Source organism: Actinomyces sp. oral taxon 180 str. F0310 (assembly GCF_000185285.1).
Classification (GTDB): Bacteria; Actinomycetota; Actinomycetes; order Actinomycetales; family Actinomycetaceae; genus Pauljensenia.
This window is the reverse complement of the sequence record NZ_GL622194.1, coordinates 1,218,808-1,243,112: the sequence shown is the minus strand read 5'-3', so window position 1 is coordinate 1,243,112 and position 24,305 is coordinate 1,218,808. Positions and strand designations below refer to the sequence as shown.

19 protein-coding genes are annotated in these 24,305 nt (G+C 68.9%); 11 read left to right on the top strand and 8 right to left on the bottom strand.

Going from position 1 to position 24,305, the window contains the following annotated elements:
• Positions 1-7 precede the first annotated feature (7 nt).
• From HMPREF9006_RS05310 to HMPREF9006_RS05285, 6 genes are all read left to right on the top strand, one after another.
• Positions 8-1,273 carry an ABC transporter permease gene (locus tag HMPREF9006_RS05310; RefSeq protein WP_009212539.1) on the top strand — a complete coding sequence of 422 codons (1,266 nt, stop codon included), beginning with the start codon at positions 8-10 and terminating at the stop codon, positions 1,271-1,273.
• A 5-nt stretch (positions 1,274-1,278) separates the two neighbouring features.
• Positions 1,279-2,484: an ABC transporter permease gene (locus tag HMPREF9006_RS05305; protein ID WP_009212538.1), complete on the top strand. Its 1,206-nt coding sequence runs from the start codon at positions 1,279-1,281 to the stop codon at positions 2,482-2,484.
• An 8-nt stretch (positions 2,485-2,492) separates the two neighbouring features.
• Positions 2,493-3,275 carry an ABC transporter ATP-binding protein gene (locus tag HMPREF9006_RS05300; protein WP_009212537.1) on the top strand — a complete coding sequence of 261 codons (783 nt, stop codon included), beginning with the start codon at positions 2,493-2,495 and terminating at the stop codon, positions 3,273-3,275.
• Positions 3,272-3,850, top strand: coding sequence for a hypothetical protein (locus tag HMPREF9006_RS05295; protein ID WP_034231185.1), 579 nt, complete (start codon positions 3,272-3,274; stop codon positions 3,848-3,850). Before HMPREF9006_RS05300 ends, HMPREF9006_RS05295 begins: the two co-directional genes overlap by 4 nt.
• Positions 3,831-4,955 carry an FAD:protein FMN transferase gene (locus tag HMPREF9006_RS05290; RefSeq protein WP_009212535.1) on the top strand — a complete coding sequence of 375 codons (1,125 nt, stop codon included), beginning with the start codon at positions 3,831-3,833 and terminating at the stop codon, positions 4,953-4,955. The genes HMPREF9006_RS05295 and HMPREF9006_RS05290 overlap by 20 nt, the downstream gene beginning before the upstream one ends.
• Before the next feature lie 1,344 nt (positions 4,956-6,299).
• Complete coding sequence (locus tag HMPREF9006_RS05285; protein WP_232209834.1) at positions 6,300-6,839, top strand: hypothetical protein; 540 nt, start codon at positions 6,300-6,302, stop codon at positions 6,837-6,839.
• Between the two features lie 547 nt (positions 6,840-7,386).
• Here HMPREF9006_RS05285 and HMPREF9006_RS05280 read toward each other — a convergent pair.
• The 3 genes from HMPREF9006_RS05280 to HMPREF9006_RS05270 all read right to left on the bottom strand — a co-directional run bounded on the left by HMPREF9006_RS05280 (position 7,387) and on the right by HMPREF9006_RS05270 (position 12,693).
• On the bottom strand, positions 7,387-7,977 hold the full coding sequence (locus HMPREF9006_RS05280; RefSeq protein ID WP_048742762.1) for a hypothetical protein: 591 nt from the start codon (positions 7,975-7,977) through the stop codon (positions 7,387-7,389).
• Positions 7,978-8,143: 166 nt separating this feature from the next.
• On the bottom strand, positions 8,144-11,260 hold the full coding sequence (locus HMPREF9006_RS05275) for an FAD-binding and (Fe-S)-binding domain-containing protein (RefSeq protein WP_009212533.1): 3,117 nt from the start codon (positions 11,258-11,260) through the stop codon (positions 8,144-8,146).
• 515 nt (positions 11,261-11,775) lie between these two features.
• Positions 11,776-12,693, bottom strand: coding sequence for a hypothetical protein (locus HMPREF9006_RS05270; RefSeq protein ID WP_009212531.1), 918 nt, complete (start codon positions 12,691-12,693; stop codon positions 11,776-11,778).
• 235 nt (positions 12,694-12,928) lie between these two features.
• On the opposite strand from HMPREF9006_RS05270, the gene HMPREF9006_RS05265 reads away from it, so the two are divergent.
• Positions 12,929-14,719, top strand: a complete 1,791-nt coding sequence (locus HMPREF9006_RS05265) for a hypothetical protein (protein WP_034231184.1) — start codon at positions 12,929-12,931, stop codon at positions 14,717-14,719.
• A 58-nt stretch (positions 14,720-14,777) separates the two neighbouring features.
• Here HMPREF9006_RS05265 and HMPREF9006_RS05260 read toward each other — a convergent pair whose 3' ends face one another.
• The 3 genes from HMPREF9006_RS05260 to HMPREF9006_RS05250 form a co-directional block, all read right to left on the bottom strand.
• Positions 14,778-15,899: an alpha/beta hydrolase gene (locus HMPREF9006_RS05260; RefSeq protein WP_373567098.1), complete on the bottom strand. Its 1,122-nt coding sequence runs from the start codon at positions 15,897-15,899 to the stop codon at positions 14,778-14,780.
• A 112-nt stretch (positions 15,900-16,011) separates the two neighbouring features.
• Positions 16,012-17,169 (bottom strand): homoserine O-acetyltransferase MetX, encoded by a 1,158-nt coding sequence (gene metX / locus HMPREF9006_RS05255; RefSeq protein ID WP_034231182.1) that lies wholly within the window; start codon positions 17,167-17,169, stop codon positions 16,012-16,014.
• Between the two features lie 82 nt (positions 17,170-17,251).
• A complete protein-coding gene (locus HMPREF9006_RS05250) occupies positions 17,252-18,577 on the bottom strand; it encodes an O-acetylhomoserine aminocarboxypropyltransferase/cysteine synthase family protein (protein ID WP_009212528.1) in 1,326 nt (441 codons plus the stop codon).
• A 461-nt stretch (positions 18,578-19,038) separates the two neighbouring features.
• Between HMPREF9006_RS05250 and HMPREF9006_RS05245 the strand changes: the two genes are divergently transcribed.
• Complete coding sequence (locus tag HMPREF9006_RS05245; protein WP_009212527.1) at positions 19,039-20,343, top strand: C40 family peptidase; 1,305 nt, start codon at positions 19,039-19,041, stop codon at positions 20,341-20,343.
• A 72-nt stretch (positions 20,344-20,415) separates the two neighbouring features.
• On the opposite strand, the gene HMPREF9006_RS05240 is transcribed toward HMPREF9006_RS05245, so the two are convergent.
• Positions 20,416-21,117, bottom strand: coding sequence for a 2'-5' RNA ligase family protein (locus tag HMPREF9006_RS05240; protein ID WP_009212526.1), 702 nt, complete (start codon positions 21,115-21,117; stop codon positions 20,416-20,418).
• A 71-nt stretch (positions 21,118-21,188) separates the two neighbouring features.
• Positions 21,189-21,683, bottom strand: coding sequence for an inorganic diphosphatase (locus HMPREF9006_RS05235; protein ID WP_009212525.1), 495 nt, complete (start codon positions 21,681-21,683; stop codon positions 21,189-21,191).
• Positions 21,684-21,800: 117 nt separating this feature from the next.
• On the opposite strand from HMPREF9006_RS05235, the gene dacB reads away from it, so the two are divergent.
• The 3 genes from dacB to HMPREF9006_RS10850 all read left to right on the top strand — a co-directional run.
• Positions 21,801-23,141 carry a D-alanyl-D-alanine carboxypeptidase/D-alanyl-D-alanine endopeptidase gene (gene dacB / locus HMPREF9006_RS05230; protein ID WP_009212524.1) on the top strand — a complete coding sequence of 447 codons (1,341 nt, stop codon included), beginning with the start codon at positions 21,801-21,803 and terminating at the stop codon, positions 23,139-23,141.
• A 4-nt stretch (positions 23,142-23,145) separates the two neighbouring features.
• Complete coding sequence (locus HMPREF9006_RS05225; protein WP_009212523.1) at positions 23,146-23,988, top strand: hypothetical protein; 843 nt, start codon at positions 23,146-23,148, stop codon at positions 23,986-23,988.
• On the top strand, positions 23,978-24,305 hold a 328-nt coding region (locus tag HMPREF9006_RS10850), incomplete at its 3' end, for an ATP-binding protein (RefSeq protein ID WP_009212522.1). The genes HMPREF9006_RS05225 and HMPREF9006_RS10850, both read left to right, overlap by 11 nt.

Sequence of the window (24,305 nt, the reverse complement as noted above, 5' to 3'; positions counted from 1 at the left end):
TATCCGAATGCTGCGAGGCGCGCTCACGAGGCGCGGCAATCGTCACCTCATGATCGCCCTGACTATCGCGCTGGGAGCCGGCGTGGCAACGTCCATGCTCTCCGTCATGTTCAACGTCGGCGACAAGGTCAACCAGGAACTCAAGTCCTACGGCGCCAACATCGTCGTGCGCGCCCAGGGGGCCGCCGTCCTGTCCGACCTGTACTCCACGGGAGAGGCCAGCGAGTCCCACGCCTACCTGCGCGAGGACGAGCTGGGCAACATCAAGACGATCTTCTGGACCTACAACATCCTCGACTTCGCGCCGCTGCTGAATGTGTCCGCCACGGATGCCTCGGGCGCCCCCGTGGCGACCACGGGAACCTGGTTCAGCCACCACCTCGAACTCGCCACGGGAGAGAGCATCGACACCGGCTTGGACAAGCTGCGCGGATGGTGGGGCGTCACGGGCGCGTGGCCGACCGACGAGGACGCGACGGGTGCCATCGTGGGCGCGACCTACGCCGCCGAGCGCGACCTGAACGTGGGGGACTCCTTCACGCTCACGCGCGCGGGCATCAGCCGCGAATTCACGGTGCGCGGCGTCGTGACCACCGGGGACGATGCCGACCGCGGCGTCTACATTCAGCTTCCCGCGGCCCAGGAACTGATCGAACGTGAGGGGGTCGTCAGCAGCGTCGAGGTCTCGGCCCTGACCACCCCCGACAACGACTTGGCCCGCAAGGCCGCGAAGAACCCGAACTCGCTGAGCGTGTCCGAGAAGGAGACCTGGTACTGCACGGCCTACGTCTCCTCCATCGCCTACCAGATTGAGGAGGTCATGACGGACTCGGTCGCCCGTCCCGTCCGCCAGGTCGCCCAGTCCGAGGGAACCGTCCTGGAGAAGACGCAGCTCCTCATGGTGCTGGTCACCGTCCTGGCCCTCATCGCCTCGGCCCTGGCCATCGCGAATCTCGTGACCGCGGGCGTCATGGAGCGCTCCAGCGAGATCGGCCTGATGAAGGCCGTGGGCGCCAAAGACAAACAGATCATCGCCCTCTTCCTCGCCGAGACGATCGTCGTCGGACTCGTGGGCGGAGTCATCGGCTACGGAGCGGGGCTCGGCCTCGCCCAGGCCATCGGATACATGGTCTTCGGCTCGGCCATCGCCTTCGCCCCCGTCGTCGTCGGACTCGTCGCCGTCCTCGTCATCATCGTCGTCCTGGGAGCCTCCATCCCGGCGATCCGCTACCTGCTGCGTCTCAACGCGGCGGAAGTCCTCCACGGAAGGTGAGCCACATGTCCAGACGAGCAATGTTCTGGCGGATGGTCACCTCCTCCATCCTGCGCCGGCGCTCCCGCGTCCTCATCGCGGTCCTCGCCGTCGCCATCGGCGCGACCACCCTGTCCGGCCTCGTCACGATCGCCGTCGACGTGCCCGCGCAGATGGCCCGCGAGATCCGCTCCTACGGCGCCAACCTCGTACTCACCCCCAGCGGGGAAGGAAGCATCACGGACGAGGCGGTGGCCGCCGCCACCGAACACGTGCCGGCCGGCGCCCTCGTCGGCTCCGCAGCCTTCGACTACGAGACGGTCACCGTCAACGACCAGCCCTATGTCGCGGGAGGAACCGACCTGGATGCTGTGCGCGCCATGAACCCCTTCTGGTTCGTCGACGGCGCGTGGCCGGATGCGCCCGGGCAGACGCTCGTCGGCGAGCAGATCGCCTCCACGATCGACGTCAAGGCCGGAGACACCATCACGGTCAGCCAACTCGATGGCAACGCGTCCGCCAAGGCCGCCCAGGCATCCGGCCAGCAGTCGGGCGCCGACGCGGCCCAGGCCTCCTCCCTGTCCCTGGAACCACGCACCGTCACCCTGACGGTCTCCGGGATCCTCAAGACCGGTGGAAACGAGGACGGCTACCTGTACATGTCCGCCCAGGACATGTCCGCGCTCACCGGAACCCAGGGAGCGGTCTCCCTCGCGGAATACTCCATCGCCCTCGAGGGCGAGCAGCTGAGCGCGGTCGCGGACGCCATGAACGCCTCCAACCCCGACGTTCACGCTCAAACGGTGCGGCGCCTCGCCCAATCGGACACGGGAGTTCTCAACATGCTGCGCTCCCTCCTCCTCGTCGTCACCGTCATCGTCCTGGCCCTCACCATGATCGGCGTCTCCACGACGATGATCGCCGTCGTCACCGAACGCCGCAACGAGATCGGCCTGCGGAAGGCCCTGGGCGCCACCGCCCGCTCCATCACCGCGGAGTTCATGGGCGAGGGCGTCATGCTCGGAGCCATCGGCGGGATCCTGGGGGCGGGCGCCGGATACGGCCTGGCCACCCTGATCTCGACCTCCGTGTTCCACCGCACCATCTCCCTGCACCCCCTCATCCTGATCGCCACCGTCGCGTGCGCGATCCTCATCGCCGTCCTCGCCTGCCTCCCGCCCGTGCGCCGCGCACTGGCTGTCGACCCCGCGCTCGTCCTGCGCGGAGAATGAGAAGACCCATGAACACCCCAGAGAAACTCCCCGCCGATCCCCAGGCAAAGCCCGCGCACCCCCTCCTCCGCCTTGACGGCGTCTCGAAGATCTACGGCGACCTGCACGCCCTGGACAACGTCTCCCTCGAGATCCCGCGCGGCCAGTGGGTCTCCATCGTCGGCCCCTCGGGCAGCGGAAAGACAACCCTCATGAACATCGTCGGCGCCATGGACACGGCGACGACGGGCACCGTCACCCTCGACGGACACGACATCTCCGACCTGACGGCCGACGAACTCACCGAGGTCCGCTGCCGGACCATCGGGCTGGTGTTCCAACAGTTCCACCTCATCGGCCACCTCACCGCCCTCGAGAACGTCATGGTTGCCCAGTACTACCACTCGATGCCGGACGAGAAGGAAGCCATGGAGGCCCTGGACCGCGTCGGCCTCGCCGACCGCGCCACCCACCTTCCCCGCCAGCTCTCCGGCGGCGAGCAGCAGCGCGTGTGCGTCGCCCGCGCGCTCATCAACTACCCCAAGCTCGTCCTCGCCGACGAGCCCACCGGCAACCTCGACGAAACCAACGAGGAGATCGTCCTGGACCTGTTCAACCAGCTCCACCGCGACGGCACGACGCTCATGGTCGTCACGCACGACGCGCTCGTCGCAGAGCAGGGGCAGCGCGAGATCCGTCTCGACCACGGTAAGGTCGTGAAAGAGACGTGGCACGACCACGACTCGCGCACCTTAGACCTCGCGGCGGAGAACGCGCAGGCCTCCCGCAGCGGAAAGGACAAGGTACGATGAACCGTCGATCGACGCCCCCCAGCCCCTCCGGCTCCCCCCGGTGGGGGAGCGTGGCCACCTACGCGGCCCTTGGCGCCCTCGGCGCCACGATCCTGGCCGCCTGTCAGCCCTCGACGGGCCTGGACATGAGCAAGCCACTGAGTGATGGGACCTGGACCGCGCAGTCCAACGCCGACGACCAGGGCTCCGTCGGCACGATCACCATCACCGTCGAAGGTGGGCGGATCACCGCGACCTCGTACGAGACGACGCTCGCGGACGGCACGGACAAGGGAAGCGACTACGGGAAGAGTTCGGCCGGAGAGGTCTTCAACGAGGACTACTACAAGAAGGCCCAGGCCGCCGTCGCCTCCTACCAGGAGTACTCCGAGAACCTCACGAAGGTCGGCGACCCCGCCAAGGTCGATGTCATCACGGGCGCGACCGTCGCCCACCAGCAGTTCGTGCAGGCGGCGATCCGAGCGATCGCGGCCGCCCAGGGCGTATCCCCCGACGGAGCGGACGACATCGAGATCCCCGGCCTGAACGACGCCACCAAGGAGGGGGCCGACGGCCTTGGGGGCAGCGACGGCTGAAAGCCCGCCCACGTGGCGTTCCTCCTTCCCCGCGATGGGTACCCGCGTCGACCTGATCGGCTGGGGCGGGGACGGCATGGGAATCGTCAACGCCCTCGTCGGCCTCGTCGCCAGGCACGAGGACCTGTGGAGCGCCTATCGCGCCACGTCCGAGGTATCGAGGATCAACTCCTCCCATCTCCCATCGGTGGTCGGCGCACCATCAGTGGTCGGCGCCCCATCAGTGGTCGGCGCCCCGGACCCGGGTGGCGTCCTCGTCAGCGAGGAGACCGACCGCCTCCTGAGGGAGGCGCTGGTGCTGGCGAGCGCCACCGGAGCATCCTTCAACCCCCTGATAGGGCCCCTCGGCGCCGCATGGGACGTCCCGGCCATGCGGGCGGCATACGTCGCGGGCGCTCCGCTTCCCCCCGCCCCGGCCCCGGGCCTCGTCGAGGCGGCGCTGGAAGCCTCCTCGCCCGAGCTTCTGACCCGTGTTGGCGAGCGCCGCTGGCTGCTGCGAGACCCCGGAGCCTTCGAACGCGCGGCTCTTTCCGCGCGCCCGCTTCAGGCGCCCCGCGAGGGCACGCGACCCTCGCCGCGCCTTGATCTCGGAGGAATCGCCAAGGGATACACGGCCGACGCGTGCCGCGACCTCGCCGCGGAGCTGGGCGCTTCGGGCGTCCTCGTTTCCGTCGGCACCTCCTCGATCGCGGCGCACGGGACGCGCGCTGACTCCTCCCCCTGGCGCGTGGGCATGAGGGACCCCAACGACGGGGAAGCGAGCGTGAACGGAGTCATCGAAGTGCCCGCGGATGGGATGGCATCCCTGTCCACGTCCGGGGATAACCTGGGGCCACTCGGTGCGAGGCGCGCGCCGATGCCGCCCGGAGCCCCCAGCCGGGCGCGCGACCACCACATCATTGATCCTCGCACGGGCGAACCCGCGCGCTCCGGGGTTCGCCAGGTCAGCGTCGTGGCATCCTGCGGCGTGCTTGCCGAGGCTCTATCCACGGCCCTGCTCGTGGATCCGTCCCTCGATGTTGGCGACGTCGTAGCCCGCTGGTCGTGTGCGAGTGGCCTGCCCGCGTCTGCCCGGGTCGTGGGGCTGGAGCGCGCCGTGCAGTGATGAGCGTCGGCGCTCAGGCGCTTCGGGTGCACGGGAAGGCGGCGGCGGGGCCTCGCGGTTCGGTCGAACGGGCGCCTCCGCCATTACACCGTTACCCGGATGGTGGTGGGGTCTCGTAGCCCGGTTGAAGGGATTGGCGACTGGCCTTGCGGGCGTTCGGAAGGTGGCGGCGGGGCCTCGCGGTTTGGTCGAAGGGGCTCAGGGCGGATCTGTCTCGGGCGCCTGCCGATGCCTGCGCGCGAGCACTCTCGAGGACGCTCGCGCACAGCGCCTCCGCTGCCTGTCCGTGCCTGCGTGCAGGCACAGCACCTGATCGGGAGCAGCGCACCTGATCGGGAGCAGTACACCTGAACAGAAAGGGTGTACTGCATACCGATCGGGTGTAGTGCCGCGTGGGTGGCGCGACGCGGTGCTGTATCGGCGGGAAGCGCCTCCGCTGCCTGTCTGTGCCTGCGTGCAGGCACAGCACCTGATCGGGAGCAGCGCACCTGATCGGGAGCAGTACACCTGAACAGAAAGGGTGTACTGCATACCGATCGGGTGTAGTGCCGCGTGTGTGGCGCGATGCGATGCTGTTTCGGCGGGGAGCGATCCCTCTCGCACGTGCTGCTACCGCGTGTGTGGCGCGACGCGGCGCTGTATCGGCGGGAAGCGTCTCTGCCGCGGGAGCGACACCGTCGCTGCCCTGAGGTCTATCCGCAGCCCCACGCGTGCCTCGTGACGCGTCCACAGGGCTTGCTTGTCTGGATGTGCTGGTACCCCGTGCGATGGGATCATGCGGACATGAGTAGCCACAAGCTGACGGTTGTTCGTTCCTCGTCGATCCATCGAATGACCCGTGAGGACCAAGAATCAGGTGCGTGCATGCATGTGATGCGAGGGCACTACGTCCGAGTGGAAGATCCGCGTCTGCTCGAGACTCCGTGGAACACATGGAACGCTGTGGCGCGAGCGAGACTGCTTGCGCTACAGGCTTCCGGGAAGGGGGACAGGGTCTTTGTCGGCGCGAGTTCGATTGTCGCCCGAGGAATTCCGCTGTGGGAGGCGAATCCGGATGTGTTTGTGTGGGCGAGTACCCGACGTGGATCCAAGTCACTACGCGCGGTTCGAGCTGCCGGCACTCTCGTGCCAGCGGTGTCAGTGCGGTGGTCTGTTGCCCCGCCTCATGCCACTGAGCTGCAGACGGTTGGAGGAGTTCGCGTCGAAGGCATCGTTGACGCTGCGGTTCGAATGGCGTGCCGGTCCGAGTATCTCAGCGCGTTTGTCGCGATCTGTATGGTGCTGAACAGGCGGTCGCGCTTCTCCGTCTTCTCCCAGGCAGAGTCTCGTGAACGAGCGAATGACGTGAGGGAGGCAATGCTCGGCAGGCTCGCGGCCTGGCGCCAGCGAGAAGACAACGTGCCGTTTCAGCGAGCGGAAACCATCATGTGTGCGGCGGATCCGGGATGCGACAACCCGGCTGAGGCCGCACTGCTGTGGGTCATCAAGTCGGTGAGTGCGTTCGACGTCGTCACCCAGCATGAGATCGTCATCAACGGACGTCGCTATTTCGCGGACATAGCGATTCCCGAACTCATGATCATCTTTGAGTTCGATGGGATCGGAAAGCTCGGCACGAACGAAGCCGACTTTGCCCGAGCGAAGAGAGAGTGGATTGCGCGGGACAATGATCTGCGTGCCGCGGGGTGGAAGACCTATCGCGTGTCGTGGCCGGACTACGAGGACTTGGTGCGGCTGAGGGCTTGGGTGATTGAGATAGTGGGCTTGCGGCAGTCCTCGATACCCGCGTCGGCCCAGGGATTGTGGGTCAAGCCAACCAAGGCGTGTGACGGGCCCGATCGCCGCTTCCACGTGACGTGGTCTCAGCGGGATGCACGGGGGTAGTACACCTGATGGGGAGCGGTGAACCCGACAGGGGACAGCGCGCCCGATGGGAAGCAGAGCACCCGGACAGAAGTGCACCCGATGGGGGGGGCAGTGCGCCGACGAGGGGCAGAGTGCCCGATGGGGGGCAGAGTGCCCGATGGGAAGCAGTACACCTGGACAGAACTGCACCCGATGGGAAGCAGAGTGCGACAAGGGGCTGCGCGCCCGGACAGAAGTGCACCCGATGGGGAGTAGAGCACCCGATGGGGAGCAGTACACCTGGACAGAACGGGTGCAATGCACACCGATCGGGTGTCGTGCCCTCGCCAACAAGCACAAACGAGGCGCACTGCCGCTTGCCGGGACACGAGGCGCCGTTGCGGCTGGTTGGACAGTCTGCGGTGCGTGTGGGGCGATGCGAGCGTGGGCATCGACGCGGACCGCAGTGCGTGTGGATGTGATGGCTGCCCCGCCGCGCCCACCCCCGCGCCGGGTGGATCGCGGTGCGTGTTGGGGGCGACGCCGAGCGTGGGCCATCGACGTGGATCTTGGCGCAGCTTGTGCGTCAGTAGGAGGCCACGCCCGTGTCGCTGCCGGGATGGGTGCAGGGAGACTCGGGCGCCTGGGGAGCCTGGACGGTGGCCTCTCCGCCGTTGATGGTGACGTCGCCGTTGATGACGATGCTCGGTTCCGGCGGGAAGAGGCGGGCCATCGTCGACTGGCGCTTTAGCCAGGCAACGACCGCCAGGACGATGCCGATGACGATGTAGATGACGTGCTGGACCGTGGGGTTGTCGGCCAGGCGCGGGGCGATCTCGTCGGCGATCTTGAGGACGAGGCCCAGCATGATGAACAGGCTGGAGGCGACGACAAAGGGGAAGCTGACAATCTTGTAGGTGTGGGCCGACCTCAGGTAGAGCCACTTATTGAGGGCGTGGTATCCGAAGCCGACGGCCATCATCGCCAGGGTCGCCCAGACGTAGTGGGCCTGCCTGGTCGAGGTGAGCCACCCCATGTGATCGACGGTGAAGGCGCCGACCGCGCCGATGATGAGGAGGTAGTCCGGGGAGAAGAGCAGCCACAGGACGAGCTTCTTGTAGTACCAGATAGCGAAGAAGAACAACAACCACAGCATCACGGCGACGAAGAAATACATGGTTTCATTGTACCTGACCGATTGGTATGTGTGCCGCGTTTCTCAGCATGTCACCGCCCTGGATGCGGCCGTGTTCGGCCGCTGCGCAGTGCCCCACCAGGCTTGACGCCACGCCCGCCTAGCGCTCAGCCAGCAGCACACCACCAGACCTGACACCATACTCAGGCTAGCGCTCCGCCGACAGCGCACCAGACCTGACACCGCGCTTCGCCAATAGCGTCGCCAGGTGGACGCCCGCGCGTCCGGCCAGCTGCGAGGCCTGAGTGCGGCACGAGAAGCCGTCGGCCAGATACACGGCCTCCGGATGCGCTGACAACGTGGGCAGCAGCGAATGTGAGGCGACGGCGAGCGAGAGGTCGTAGTGCCCCGCTTCCATGCCAAAATTGCCCGCCAGGCCGCAGCATCCCTCCAGGCGCAACACGCGTGCTCCCAGGGATTCCAAGAGCGCCTGGTCGGTGTCCCATCCCATGACGGAGTAGTGGTGGCAGTGAGGCTGAGCAACGATCGTGACGCCGCTCAGGTCGGGCAGGCGGCGCGCAGAGTCGGGCACGGCGGACAGCGCCTCGGCGAGCGTGTGCGTCGCGCGCGAGACGAGGGCGCTGCGGGGGTCCTCGGGCAACAGGTCACGCAGGTCGTCGCGCAGCACGGCCGTGCATGAGGGCTCCACACCGATGATGGGAATCCCGGCGGCGGCGAAGGGGGCGAGCGTGGAGAGCAACTCCGTCAGGTGCTTCTTCGCCCCCGACAGCTGTCCGGTCGTAATCCACGTGAGTCCGCAGCACGCGTCGGGCGCGACGATGGGGGCAAAACCGTTCGCGTCGAGCACGTCCACGACAGCGCGCGCACCCGCGTCGTCGAGGGTCTGGCTGAAGGAGTCCGCCCACACGAGCGCGTACGGCCGCCCGCCGGGATCGTGCGGGCCGCTCAGGATCGGGGAATCCGACAGCGACGAGGCAGTGGTCGCCTCGCGCTCGCGGGCTGAGTCAGACGAGGCCGGGGTGCCGCCGCGCTCGCGGGCTGAGGCACCGGGGTCGGAATGGGAAGGCGCAGATGTGGCGAGCAGTGACCGATGTCGAGCCCACGCGGTGAAAGTGCCGGACTGGAGCTTGGGCATGCCACGGCGAGGGTCGAGGCCAATGACGCGGAACGCGAGGCGCCGCAGCAGCGGGACGGACAGGACGGCGTTGCCGAGGGCCGCCAGCCCCGGAACCCGTGCGGTCACGCGGGTCAGGCGCGGGAGCCAGCCGAGCGTGTAGTGGCTGAGGGGTCGCACTCGTCCCCTGTACGTGCGATACAGGACCTCGGAGCGGTAGCGAGCCATGTCAACCCCCGCCGGGCAGTCGGCCGAGCAGGCCTTGCACGCGAGGCACAGGTCGAGGGCCTCGAGGACCTCGGGGGAGTCGATGGCGCGCACGAGGCGCGAGTTGGCGGCCTCCTGAAGGATTCGCGCCCTCCCGCGGGTCACGTCCTTCTCCTCCCGGGTCGCCAGGTAGGAGGGGCACATGAAGGTTCCCGATACTCCCGCGCGGCACTTGCCGACTCCGGTGCAGCGGTGGACGGCGGACGTGAAGTCGCCCCCGTCGCTCGCGAAGGCGAAGCCTCCATCGGCGAGCATGGGGTGTGCCGCGACGCGGCGCAGGTTGGCGTCGAGGGGATCGACGCCGGGCTGGCACTCGAGGGGGTGGTCGGAAGCGTCCCGGGGTGACCGCGAGGAAGCGGACGTGGCGGCCGCCCGTCGTGCTAAGGCGCGGGAGGCGGCGCTCGCGGAGTCCATCGGGGAGGCCAGCACCCCGGGATTGAGGATGTTGTCGGGATCGAAGACGTGCTTGACGCGGGCGAAAAGGTCAAGCATGTCGGGGGAGTACATGAAACGCAGGAGCTCCCCGCGTGCGCGCCCATCGCCGTGCTCGCCGGAGACCGAGCCGCCGTGGGAGGCGCAGATGCGGGCGGCGGACTGGAGGAACGCCCGCGAGTGCGCCACGCCGGCCGGGGTGTCGAGGGGCATGGCGAGGCGGACGTGGACGCAGCCGTCGCCGAAGTGGCCGTAGAGGAGGCCGTCAATGTCGAACTCCTCCATGAGGGCCGTGAAGTCCCGAAGGTAGGCGCCGAGGTTGCGGGGCGGAACGGCGGCGTCTTCGAAGCCCGGCCACGCCTGCCGGTCGGCGCCCGTCTCGTCCGGCGGGGTGCGCCCTCCCAGGCCCGCCCCGTCGGCGCGGATTCTCCACAGCGCCGAGGCCTGAGCCCCGGGCGGGTAGACGACCGTGTCGATGGCGGCCGAGTCGGCGCACAGGGCGCGTGCGCGGGTGAGTGAGGTCTCCATGTCTTCGCCCGCGGCTCCGACCTCCACGAGCAGCCAGCCATCGCCGTCGGGCAGGGCGGGGACGGCGCCTGGCCCCCTGTGTGCGCGCACGACGTCGACGAGGCGCCGGTCCATCCCCTCGACGGCGAGGGGTGAGTGGGCCAGGAGCGAGGGAACGTCGTCCGCGGCGTCGATCATGGATCGGTAGCCGAGGGCGGCGAGCACGGGCGCGTCGGGAAGGGGGACGAGCCGCACCGTGATGGACAGGATGAGGACGAGGGTGCCCTCGCTTCCGGCGAGCATGGCGGCCAGGTTGCGTCCCCCCTCGGGGGTGAGGTGCTCGAGGGAATAGCCGGACACCTGGCGCTTGAAGCGGCCCAGCTGGGTGCGAATGGGAGCGAGGTGAGAGTCGATGAGGGGGGCCAGGTCGGGCACGCAGCTCAGGCCCGTGTCGTGCGAGGTCGTGGCGGTGAAGCGCCTCCCGCGCCCGTCGACGCATTCCAGGGAGACGATGTTGTCGGAGGTGCGTCCCCAGGCCGTGGCGTGGGGGCCGCAGGCGTTGTTGGCGACCATCCCGCCGATCGTGGCCCGGTTCTGCGAGGAGGGGTCGGGTCCGAAGCGCAGGCCGTGGGCGGCGGCGGCTGCCTGGAGGGTTGAGCCAACGCACCCCGGTTCGACGGTGGCGGTGCGTGCGTCGGGATCGATGTGTAGGACGCGATTCATGTGGCGCGAGAAGTCGAGGACCAGGCCCGGGCCGATCGCATTCGACGCGCACGAGGTGCCGCCCCCGCGCGCGGTCAGGGGCACCCCGCGTGCGCGGGCGAGGTCGAAGGCCGCGAGGGCCTGTTCTTGCGTGCGAGGGAAGGCGACGGCGAGCGGCGGGATGCGCGTCAGGCCGGCGTCGGAGGAGTAGCGCGCGCGTGTCCCCACCCCGTCGTCGACGTCGATGAGTGCGCGCAGTTCCTCCAGGAAGCTATCGCTCATGGACCCAGTGTGTCACGGGCTCGGGGGCCTGGCCGAGGCTATCCGCTGTGCGGATGGCTGATCGGTGCGCGCGTGAGGAGCGAGGGGGATGGCGCCGACAGAGGGCGGGCCGCGCGGCTCTAGGCGGGTTCGGGGTCGTCGCCGTAAAGCTTCGGGAAAGGTGTCACGGGAACGGGCATGGGCTCGATCGGGGGTAGATGAGGCCTGACCGTCTGTGAAGTATCCGGGTAGAGGCGCGGGCGTGAGCCGACGTGAAGGCAGTAGGGAGAGAGTTCGCGGCAGGTCTCCTCCGATGCCGGAACTCGTGATTCTGGCGCCGAATACTCAACGATGCGCAGGCTTTCTCTGCCCATTTCTCCGCCCTGTCTGTTGCTCGCTTCGTGATGCGCAGTAGTTTAACCGGATGGAAGAGATTGTGCCATTCGTCGTCCGCGCTACCCTCAGTATCCTACACAACGATACGGCTCAGGCGAGGCGAAGCGCAAATAGTTGTTCGGAATGTGTCAGCGTTGGCGCTAGTATCCGGTGAGCGCCTGCTTCCACCATTGCGACTCGTCGTCGGTCGGCGGCTGGGGGTTGCTGCGCGCCTTCTTGAGGGCCTCCCACTCCTCGTCGGTTGTCGGCTTGGCGCCGGCGATGATGTTGGCGAAGTCCTGCGAGGTGCGCGTGCCCTCTTCGAAGTGCGCCATGTGGTTGTCGAAGCCGTGAATCGCGCGTTCGACGACCCCCGCAGCTCCTGCGATACTCGGGGGAGTCGGCGTCCAGTAGTTCGCGGCATCGGTCGCGTCTGCGCTCAGGTGAGTGATGCCCTCGAGCTTGCGGGGGTTCGTCCCGTACGAGGCGTCGGGACCCAGGCCTTGGACGGCGTCGCCATCGGGGATCGATGACTCGTAGACGTGGCCCTCGGGCAGTCCGTAGGCGTCAATGTTGCGCACGCCTGATCCGGGAGAGTTGAACATGACGACGTTGTCGACGGTCCCCGGAGCCATCATGGGGAGCGCCTTGCCGGAGGAGACGATCGCGCTCGTGCGCTCGTACTTTTTGTCGTAGTTGAAGTCGAGCGGGTAGGTCTCGGCTCGGCCCGCCTTTCGCCGTTCGGAGTTGTTGGTCTCGTTGCGAATGGCGGCGAGGTCGTCGTAAGCCTCCTTCGCTTTCTCCATCTTCTTGTGTGCCTCGGTCAGCTCCGTGTCGTCGTAGGCGGCGCGGCCCTTGTGGACGTCGTCTGGGATCTGTGTGGCTCGCTTCTTGTCGTAGGCGGCCTTTGTCGTTTCGTATTCCGCCAGCGCCTTGTTGTATTCCGCTTGAGCCTGGTCGTAGGCTCCCGTATGTTCCTTGCCGTTGGAGTCCGTGTAGCCAAAGAGGGAGTCGGAGAGCTCGCGCAGGGCGTGGGAGAACTGGTCGAGTTCCCCGTCGCGAATGTCAGGATCTGGCATGGGACGGTCCCGGGGCAGCGTGGAGGGGAGGCGAATGTGCGGTGTGGGTCGCATTCTACCGATGTGAAGGCATCGGCAGGTGGCGTGTGCGACAGCCGAGATCGTGTGCCGAGTGAGGCTCGACACCCCAAATAATTACGTGGTATCTATCGCAATTCCCCTGTGTCCTCCCTGCTTCTTTTGGAACGTGTGGAACAATGACCACGAGTGCCCCACACACTTGGAGGAAAGAGCGATGGCCCTGTTTGAGTTCGAGGACGGACGCCTCGTACCCGCTCAATTCGGGTACCCGGTCGCCCAAGACCTGGGTCCGGAGCTGGTCGACGCAATTTGTCAGCAGGTCCTGCAGATCGTCTCCCGTCCCCTCTTCCCGGTGACCTGGCGTGACATGACGGGCCAGGGGGAAGAGGAGACTCCCCGCCTGACAGCCCTGGACGTGACCGGCCAGATCGTCTCCGTCGAGATCCTCAAGGAGCTGGACTCCGACACGCTGATCACCTCGCTCTCGCGCCTGGCCGAGGTCGCCTCCATCTCCTGGGCGGATCTGGCCAACGAGTACCCGTCGGGTCCCGAGGGGTTCCGCACCGGGTGGGCGCAGTTCCGCGACTCGATGCCTCCCGCGGTGGGGCCTGGTCCCAGGCTCATCATGGTCGCGGGCGAGATTGATCCGTCGGTTCGCCCCGCCCTGTCCCTGCTCGCCACCTCCGGCGTCGAGGTTCACCTGATGAACCTGCGTCAGATGTCCAACGGGCGCCTCTTCCTCGACGTCAACGCCGTCGGGCCGCGCCTCTACGGTCACGCCCCGCAGGTCCTTGCCTCCGCGGCTGCCGCCCCCGAGCTGACGTCCGGCCCGAGCTTCGGCGAGGTCGAGCAGGAATCCCTCCCGTCGCAGGCGTCAGGCGACCGTCAGGCCCAGGACGAGGAGCTGGGCAGCGAGGAGCCGGACAACGAGGAGCCGGACAACGAGGAGCCGGGCTGCGAGGAGCCGGATGCCCGCGACGAGTGCGACGCCGAGTCGGACGGCGAGACGCCGACCACTCGCCCGACCCCGAAGGTCGCGCCCCACCTGCGCGATGTGTTCAGCTATCCGGCGAGCGAGGAACCTCCGGCTCCCTGGCAGCCCTCTGAAGCCGAGGGTGCCTCCGACGCCGACCTGACCGACGAGGCGGCCCAGGGCCGAGGCGGCGAGGCGGACGCCGGTGACGACGCGCACGCCGATGGGGCGAGAGACGCGGACGCCGCCGAGCAACAGGAGACCTCGGAAGACCCGGATGAGGGGGCCGAGGACGACGAAAGCCCGGCAGCCCTCGAGGAGGAGCGCGACCCCGACGAGGCCGGGGAGGCCGACGCGGACGACGACGAAGGCCCGGCGGAGTCCTCCGTGACCCTCGATCCGCGCGACGGCGATCGCGCAGCACGGGCGCAAGGCGAGGGCGAGCTGCCCGGAGGCGACGACGAGGAAGACTCCGACGCCGCGCGCGAGCAGCCCGAGGAGGATACGGCCGAGGAGGATGCGGCCGAGGAGGATGCGGCCGAGGAGACCCGCTCGGAGCGCCCCGCACACCTCGGCAGCCGTGCGTCCCGGCGCGCGCAGATCGGCGAGCTCAACGACGCCGGAGCCACCTACGCGGCCACCGACTCGTTCGTCGACCACGCCGAGGAATCTGTCGAGGTCATCCAGGCCCGGGAGGAGGGGGTCCCCGTCCTCAGCCGCGACGAATCCGGGCTGCGCGCCCTCGCCCAGATCCTCGGCGAGGACACCCCCCTCGTCGCACGGAGTGAGCTTGGCCTGCCCGCCGACCTCATGCTGGAGGCCAACGGCGCGATCTTCGGCGCCGGCCTGACCTACCCGTCCCTCGACACCCTCCTGACGGCGCGAGGACTCGGGCACATCCAGGCCTGGGCTCTGGTGCGCATCGGAGATAGGCTCGGGCCGACGCTTGCGGAGGCCCTCGATGAGATCAACCGGGAGATCGTGCGCGAGTACTCCGACTCTCCGCGGGGGCGCCGCTCAGCCCGACACTGACACGGGCGGTGGTGGGGCCCGACGCCGGGTGAATCGCTGACGTCGGTCCCCACCTGCCTCACTTGACGAAGGCCGCCAGCCATCCCAGCATCGTGTCGTAGACGGCTTCTCGCACGGGAGCATCCGAGAGAACCAGGTCGTGCTTGCCCGGGAAACGCGCGATCGTCACCATGTTCGACAGGTTGAGGCTGCGCTGAGCGATCACAACCGGATCCAGGACGGTGTCGGAGACGAAGGCACGTTCGCTCCACTCCTCGTCGAAGTACGCGGAGGTCGACACCATCGACAGGACCGGGCACTCCAGCGCCACGTCCTTCTCGATCGTCTCGTGCCCGGCCATGATGGCCTCCAGCCAGGAGGCGGGCACCGGGTAGGATTCGGGGCGCTTCCACTCGTGGGCAATCGGCCATCCCGCGACCGACGGGTCATCCTCGGCGAGCCCGGCCGGGATGGGCAGGCCCGACGAGGCGCGCCCGGCGAGGGATCGGCCGTAGAGGCCCGATCCTCCCGTGGGCACCTCCCACATCGGGCTGCGCGAGGCGATCCTGCCGATCACGGGCGCCATCGCCCCGCGCCAGGCGCTCATCGACTGCATCTCCAACCACGCCGAGTTCAGGATCAGGCCCGCCAAAACCCCGGGGTGACGATGCGCCCACAGGGTGGCGATGAGGCCCCCCGTCGAGTGGCCCATGAGGACGAGGGGATCGTCGTCGCGCTCGTCGCGGATAAGCTCGATGGCCAGGCCGATCTCCTCGTCGTAGACGGAGAGGTCGTCGGCGTAGCCGATCGTCTGGTGGGGGCGAAGGCTGCGCCCGTACTTGCGCATGTCCAGCGCGTAGAAGGCCGCGCCAGCGGCGGACAGGCGCTGGGCCATCTCCGTCTGGAAGAAGTAGTCGTTGCGCCCGTGCAGGTACAGGACCGTCACGCGCGCGTCCGTCGTGGGAGTCGCGCGCACGAGGGTGGCCACGCACTCGCCCTCCGCGTCGTCCAGGAGTTCGATCGTGCGCGAGGAGAAACCCGGGCCGAGGATGTCCGGCGCCCAGTCCCGGCCGGGGGGACCCGCCTCGCCCCACGGCGCCATGACGTCGCGCTCGGGCGCGGCCTCGTGCGAGGCGTCGGTGGGGACACCGGAGAAACCGGAGAGATCGGCCGCTTCGGGGCGTGCGTGCCCCGAAGCCATCGGATCGGTGGATGCGCTCATAGGGTCAGCATAACGCGCTCAAAGGCGGACCTGGCGAGCGCGACGCGGACGCCGAGAGCGGCACGCGCGAGGGAGGGGGCCGGTCGCGACCCTACGCGAAGGACGAGGCGCGAGAAGGGATGCGCTCGTTGAGAAACTCATCCAGGAGGGCCGTGAGCTGGTCCGACTCGATGAGGAAGCCGTCGTGACCGTGGTCGGAGTGAATCTCGCGGTAGAAGGCACCCGAAATGCCCGACGCCATCTGCCAGACCTGCTCGGGGTAGAACAGGCGATCCGAATCGACGGCGACGGCGAGCGTGCGCGCCGTGACGGACTTGAGGGCCTCGACAACCCCGCCGCGGTCGCGGCCAACGTCGTGGGAGAGCATCGAACGACACAGGGCCACGTAGGAGCCGGCGTCGAAACGGCGCACGATCTTCTCGCCGTGATAGTCCAGGTAGGACTCGACCGCGAGGCGCCCGCCGTGCAGGGGATCCTCGTCATTTTGGGGAATCCGACCGAAACGCTCGTCCAGCTCGGAGGGAGAGCGGTAGGTCGTGTGCGCGATCTGGCGGGCCAGGGCCAGGCCTGCACAGGGTCCGGGCCCGGCGTAGTAGTCGCCGCCCCGCCACGCAGGATCCAGCTGGATCGCGCGGATCTGCGTGTGGGTCCACGCCGCCTGCTCGGCGGTCGTCTGCGCGCCCGACGCGACGACCACCAGGCGCTCCACCCGCTGGGGGTAGGTCACCGCCCACTCGATGGCGCGGTGACCGCCGAGGGACGCGCCGACCACGAGGCTCCAGGAATCGATCCCCAACAGGTCGGCCAGACGCGCCTCGGCGCGGACCTGGTCCCGCGTGGACACGACCGGGAAACGCGACCCCCAGGGCGCGCCGTCGGGGGCAAGCGAGGCCGGTCCCGTGGACCCCTGGCATCCTCCCAGGACGTTCGCGGCGACCACGAAGTAGCGCTCCGTGTCAATGATGCGCCCCGGTCCCACGATCTTCTCCCACCAGCCGGGGGTGGGCTGCCCGGGGGCGGCCTCGCCGCACACGTGCGCGTCCCCGGTCAGGGCGTGCAGGATGAGCACCGCGTTCGAGGACGCCTCATCGAGGGTTCCCCACGTCTCGTAGGCGAGGGTGACGCTGGGCAGGACCGTCCCGTTCTCCAGGCGCTGGGCGCCCAGGTTGGCGAATTGGCGCAACGCCGGCGGATCCCCTTCCCGCCACGCGCCGGACGTGGGAGCTGGGGGGAGGCTGTGGCGGCTCATCGTATCCTCTTTCGTCTCTCTCGTGACTCGCTGCTCCGTGGGTCGGGTGGTGGCGGCGCGGGAGGGGCGCCGCCACCGTGGCTTAGGCGGTGGCTGCGCGGGCGGCGTCAAAGCCCAGCTGCAGGTCGGCCAGAATGTCCTTGATGTTCTCCAGGCCGATCGAGAGGCGGACGGTTCCGGGTGCAACGCCGGCCTTGGCGAGCTCGTCGGGCGTGAGCTGGGAGTGCGTCGTCGAGGCGGGGTGGATGACCAGGGACTTCGCGTCGCCGATGTTGGCCACGATGGGGAGCAGGCGCACGCCGTCGGCGAAAGCCCGGCCGGCCTCGTAGCCGCCCTTGATGTCGAAGGACAGCAGGCCGCCCACGCCCAGGGGAGCGTACTTTCGGCCCAGCTCGTAGTAGGGGGAGGACTCCAGGCCCGCGTAGTTGACCGACTCGACGTCCGGGTGCTCCTCGAGGAAGCGCGCGACCGCCAGGGCGTTGGAGACGTGACGCTCGACGCGCAGGGACAGCGTTTCGATGCCCTGCGAGATGAGGAACGCGTTGAAGGGGGAAGTGACGGCCCCGAGGTCCCGATTGACGAGCGTCTGGATGCGCAAGAGGAAGGCGAGGTTCGCGCCGAGGGCGCCCCCCACGCCTAGGTCGCGGGCGTAGACGAGGCCGTGGTAGGACTCATCCGGCGTGTTGTACAGCGGGAAACGCTCGGGCTGGGAGGAGAAGTCGAAGGCGCCGGAGTCCACGATCGCGCCCGCGATGGACGTGCCGTGGCCGCCCAGATACTTGGTCGCCGAGTGGACGACGATGTCTGCTCCCCACTCGATGGGCCGCACGAGGTAGGGGGTGGCGACCGTGTTGTCGACGATGAGTGGGACGCCGACCTCGTGTGCGGCCGTCGCGATCGGTTCGATGTCGAGGATGTCGCCGCGGGGGTTGGGGATGGATTCGCCGAAGAAGGCCACCGTCTTGTCGTCGGCCAGGGCGCGCCATGCCTTCGCGTCGAGCGGGTCGGGAACGAATCGGGTCTCGATGCCCAGGCGTCCGAGCGTGTTCTTCAGGAGAGTGACCGTGCCGCCGTAGAGGGAGGGGGAGGCGACGATGTTGTTGCCGGCCACGGCCAGGGCGAGGAGCGACAGGGCGGTCGCCGATTGGCCGGAGGACACGAGCAGGCCGCCGACGCCGCCCTCGAGGGCGGCGATGCGGGCGGCCACCGAATCGGTCGTTGGGTTGTTCAGGCGCGTGTAGATCGGGCCGAGCTCTCGCAGGGCGAAGCGTCCGGCAGCCTGTCCGGTATCGGAAAAGGCGTAGGAGGAGGTCTGGTAGATGGGCAGCGCGGTCGCGCCCGTCGATTCGTCGATGGCGAACCCGGCGTGGATCTGCTTGGTCTCGAAGGCCCAGTCGTTGGTGGTCATTGGCGGCTCCTTGCGTGGGGTGGCGTGTCGTCGTTGATTCCCCGGAGGCGGGCCGTGTGGGCGTGGTGTGCATGCGTCGAGGCGCGTCCCGCTGTCGGGGGACTGCGCGGCAGTCGCTTGTGCTGACGCGCAGTCAGCGGCGCATTCGACGGTTCATGCCCCCTATCTTTCGGTATTCGCGGCGGGAGCGCCGGGGCTGTTTCGCATGGCGGACGTGTGTGACGGGGCGATTGGGCGGGCGATGGGTCGGTGGGGTGGTGCATATCACGAGTGGGCTGGCGGGTGAGGAAATCTCGTCGTAATTGCTCGGTATTTATGGTGTGGATGTTGTAAATGTTGCGATTGTGTTGTTTGTGAAATCTGGGAACCTTGTTGCGTTTGTTGCCAAGCGTGACGAAAGTGGTTAGGCTCGTTCTCATGTACGCGCCCACGGGCGCTTCCGCCAACGAGATGAGACGACGATGAGACGACGCGGATCCATCCGCCTGGGCCTGTCGGCACTGGCCGCATGCGCCCTCCTGGTCCTGCCCCAGGTGGCACAGGCCGCCCCCTCCGAGGAGGAGATTGCAGCCGCGAAGGCCGCCGAAGAAGCGGCCAAGATGAGCGTGGCGCAGATCGAGGTCAAGCTGGCGGAAGTCTCCGCGAGCGCGGCAACCGCGACCCAGAACGCGCAGATCGCGGGCGAGGACCTCAACGAGGCCAACATCGCGCTGGCCGAGGCGAGCGCGACCGCCACGCAGGCCTCGGCCGATGCGGATGCCGCCGAGGCGGCGTTCAACGAGGGCAAGCAGCAGATCGCGTCCGTCGCCCAGGCGGCCTACCGAGGCGGAGGGGGGTCGCTCGATGCGATCGCCCCCTACCTCGGCTCCGACGGGCTGCGCAGCGTCGAGGCCAAGCAGGCGGGCATCAGCTCCTTCTCCGCCTCGGCCGAGGCGAAGATGCAGAACGTCGCCGCCCTCGAGCAGGTCGCCAAGGTGACCCGCGAAGCGGCCAATAGTGCGCTGGCCAGCCAGGAGGCTGCCACCGCCGAGGTGCAGGCGCGCACCGACGCGGCGAATCGAGCCGCGGCTACCGCTCAGAACGAGGCGGCCATCGTCGCCGCTCAGCGCAACGCCTACGTGCAGGAGCTTGCCACCAAGCAGAACACGACCGTCGACCTGATCAATCAGCGCGAGGCCGCGCTCGAGGCGGAACGCCAAGAGGCCGCCCGCGTCGCCGCCGAGCAGGCGGCGGCTGCGGCCGCAGCCGCTGAGGAGCGCCGCCAGGCGGAGGCTGCCGCGGCCCAAGCCCAGGCCCCGTCCGCCGCGGACGACGATGACGATGACGACGGCGACACGGCTCCCTCCTACACCCCGCCGTCATACTCGCCTCCCGCCTACACTCCGCCCGCTTCCTCCGGCGGCGGCGCCGCCACCGCAATCGCTGCGGCAAAGAGCTACCTTGGGGTGCCCTACGTGTGGGGCGGGGAGTCCTACGGTGGCGTGGACTGCTCCGGTCTGACGATGCTCGCGTGGGGCAGTGCCGGGGTTGATCTGCCGCACCTGTCGCGCGCCCAGTACGGCTACGGAACGCACGTCCCGATCGGCTCCATGGAGGCCGGGGACCTCATCTTCTGGTCCTCCAACGGAACCCAGTCCGGCATCTACCACGTCGCGATCTACCTCGGCGGCGGTCAGATGATCGAGGCGCCCACCTTCGGTGTGCCCGTGCGCATCACCGGCGTCTACAGCTGGGGCTCCATCATGCCCTACGCCGTGAGGCTGTGAGGACCGGCGCCCCGCGGACCAGTCCATCGGTCCGCGGGGCGCGGGACGCCACCGGACGCGGCGGAGCCGGGCTCAGTGCTGAACCGCCCAGTAGCCGCCCATCGAATCGAACCGCAGGGCGTGCAGGCGTTCGGGCGCGAGTGCGACGGGAAAGCCAGTGACCCGTCCGGTCAGCCGCGCGAGCGCGTCACGGAACTCGCCGGGGGGCAGCGGCACGGGCATCGTCGGCCGGTAGTAGGCCACGGTGATGTGGGGCGTGAACGGCCCGGAGGGGACGACCTCGTCGAACAAGCCCCGGGCGGTCAACAGCTTGCGGTGCTCCTCCTCGTCCACGGCCCTGACCCCGATGACGACGCTCGTGTTCATCATGTTGAAGACCGTGGTGGCCACCGTGCGGATCGGGCCGATCCCGCGCGCCCGTGCGACCAGTGCGCTTGCGCGCGCCGAGCTGGCCTCCACCAGGGGCCGGACCTGGTCCCGGTCCGGGGAGGCGTGGAGGTCGTGGAGCGTCACGTGCGCCATTTCCACTGGCAGCGGCTCCGACAGCGACTCGCCGAAACGGGCGTGGAGGCTGCTCGCGATCGATCCGACGAGATCCCGGACCCGGTCGTCGAGGAAGTAAGCGACCGTGTTCCCGTGGAAAGGCCGCAGCGAGCCGGAGCGCGGAGCCACCTTCTCCTCCAGTGACGGGGGCAGTGCGAACACCGGCTCGTAGGGGACCGAGTCGGTCTGGAACGATCCGATGCGCTCGTCGAACTCGTGGAGTGTTTCCAATGCGGATCCCTTCTACGGGTGGGGTTGGCGCTCGTGCGCGGGCGGGGTGGCCCGCCGTGGCGTGCCGGGCCCTAGTGCCCCGCCTCGCGCTCCTTGAGGCGCTCGTAGGAGCGGCGGATCTCGGCCTCGGCCTCCTCGCGGCCAACCCAGTGGGCGCCCTCCACGCTCTTTCCGGGTTCGAGGTCCTTGTAGACCTCGAAGAAATGCTGGATTTCGAGGCGGTGGAACTCGGACACGTCCTCGATCTCGGTGCGCCACGAGGCGCGCTGGTCGGACGCGGGGACGCACAGGACCTTGTCGTCGCCGCCCTTCTCGTCGCGCATGCGGAACATTCCCAGCGCGCGGCAGCGGATCACGCATCCCGGGAACGTCGGTTCCTCCAGGAGCACCAGGGCATCCAGCGGGTCGCCGTCCTCGCCGAGCGTGTCATCGATGAAACCGTAGTCGTCCGGGTAGCGGGTTGACGTGAAAAGCATGCGGTCCAGGCGGATGCGTCCGGTCTCGTGGTCGATCTCGTACTTGTTTCGATTTCCCTTCGGGATCTCGATGGTCACGTCGAATTCCATGGCTGGCCTTCCGCGTCAGCCCCCGAAACTCGGGGGTCCAGGTGGTTGTGTCGGGGCAGGGACGGGTACTGTAGCTACCGAGGTAACCACGAAGGGACATCCATGCAACGCACGTCTATGGGGACAATTGTAAGCGCTAGCGCCGCTCTTGTGGGCACGGCGGCGCTGGTGGTCGCCGGTTGCTGGCCGTCCGGTCCCGCCGCCGCGCCTCCCCCCGCGCTCCCCACGCTCGACGCCGCGGTTGCCTCGCAGGGGACCCAGGCCTCGTCCACGCCCGTCGACCCCGCCAACGTCGAGGAACTGTGGGCGCCCGTTGCCGCTGCCGCCGCCGCCGGCGGGTACACCGCCTGGGGCACCGTCGTGGACGCGCAGACGGGCCAGGTTCTCCTCGACGCGGAGGCATCCACCCCGCACACCCCCGCGTCCACGACCAAGACCCTCACCGCCTTCACCGCCCTGGCACACCTGGACCCCACGGCCACCCTCACCACCAGCGCCCTCCTCGGCGCCGACTCCCACACCCTCTACCTCGACTCCGAAGGGGACCTGCTCCTGGGAATCGGGGCCTCGGAGACGAGGGAGGTACCCGGGCGCGCGGGCCTGCAAACCCTAGCCGACGACACGGCCTCCGTCCTTGCCCAGCGAGGCGTCACCTCGGTGACCCTCGACTGGCGCGGAACGCTCTTCGAGGGCGCATCGCACCTGTCCTCCTGGGACGCGCAGGAGGTGGGAGCCTATGAGGGGGAAGTCGGCCCCATGGCGATTGACGCCGGGCGCACCTACGAGGGCGCAAACGACTTCTACTCCGATTCCCCTGCCCGCGTCGCCCAGGTGTTCGCCCAGGCCCTCGGCGCCGCCGGAATCAACGCGACCCTCGGCGAGGCAGGCGAACCCCCCGCCGGGGCGGCCGCCCTCGCCACCGTCAGCTCCGCGACGATGGGCGAGCAGCTGCGCTGGATGCTCGCGCACTCGGACAACACCCTCGCCGACCAGTACTGCCGCTTCGCCGCTCGCGCAGCCGGAGCGCCCGCGACCTACGAGGGGGCGACATCCACGGTCGCCTCGACCCTGAGCGCCGCCGGCGTCCCCACCGACGGCCTCTTCCTCGAGGACTGCTCCGGCCTGTCCAGCAACGACCGCATCAGCGCCAACACGCTCGTCGGAGTCCTCAAGGCCTCCTACTCGGGGCAGGGAACAAGCGCCGACACGATGCGCCTGCTGCCCTGGGCGGGACTCGTCGGCACGCTCTCCAAGCGCATGACTGAAGAACCCGCCGTCGGCAACGTCCAGGCGAAGACCGGAGCGCTCGCCGAGGTCTCCTCCCTCTCCGGGTCCGTCATCACGCGCGGGGGGCGCGTCCTCCTGGTATCGATCGGACACGACCAAGTCACCGCGGGAGCCCTCGCCACGCGCGGCCGCCTGGACGCCTTCGAGGAGGGCCTGGCCGGGCTAAACTAGGGTCATGGATATGCCGTTTGGCCCGCGCGACGTCGCGGGAGTTCTCGCCTCGCTGTCCTACGCGGGACCCTCGGCCTCCCGCGTGGGTGCCTCTGCTGTCGTCGCGCGCCTGCGCCGATCCGTGGCCTGGTCGGACCGCAGGCTCGCGCAGCTCTCGACCCTGTCCGACGCGTCGCGCACCGTCGCCGCGTCCCCGACCCTCGTCGTTGATCGCCGCGGACTCATCTCCACGGTGGGGGCGCTCATGGACCGCTTCGAGGACGCGCGCACGCCCCTCGTTCTGGCCGCCGAGGCCGTGATCCTGCGCTCCCTGGCCAAGAGCGCCACCGGCATCTGGGACGTGATTCACGGGCGCCGGATCCTGGTCGCACCCAACGTTCTCGCCGACGCGCAGCGTTACGCCCTGGATCAGACGGACTGGTGCCGCTGGGTGTCCCTGTGTACGGGCCTGCGCGCCGTACACCTCACTCACGCGCCCCACCTCGTGCCCTACATCGCGGAGCTGATCCAAGCCCTGCCCCAGCGAAGCGACGAGCTCGTGCGCATCGTGCTGCTCCTGGACGCCCTCCCCACCGCGCAGATGGAGGTCCTCACCCCCCGCGACCTGCCCTCGATTCAGTGGCTGCGCACCCACCGCGCCCAGGCCGGGGGAGTGGCCCTCGTCCGCGCGTGCGCGGCTGCCGGAATGCCCCTGGCAGGGGTCGAGGCCATCTGGGCGCAGACCGAGGGATTCGCGCGCACGGTCGTGCGTGAGGGGGCGCTCGCGGAGCTTCTGTCCGGCGTGGACGCGCTCCCCAGCGCGGGCGAGTACGCCGAACCCGCAGCGTGGCTGGCGCGTGTGCGCTGACGCCTCGCGCCTGGTGGGCCCCAACCCCTCCGGCCCCCTGCGTGCCTGCTCCCTTGCGGTGCGCGCTGCCCTGCACCCGATCCTGGCGGGAGGCACTCGCGCGCGCCGACTCGTCGTGGGCCTGTCCGGAGGAGCGGACTCGCTGGCCCTCGCCCTGGTCACCGTCGACGCGGCCAGCCGGGCGGGCGTGCCCGTCGTGACCGTGACCGTCGACCACGGGCTGCGCCCCGGCAGCCGCGCCGAGGCCGAAAGCGTCGCCGAGCTGGCGCGCTCCCTGGGAGCCGACGCCATCGTCGAGACGGTGACCGTTCCGAGGC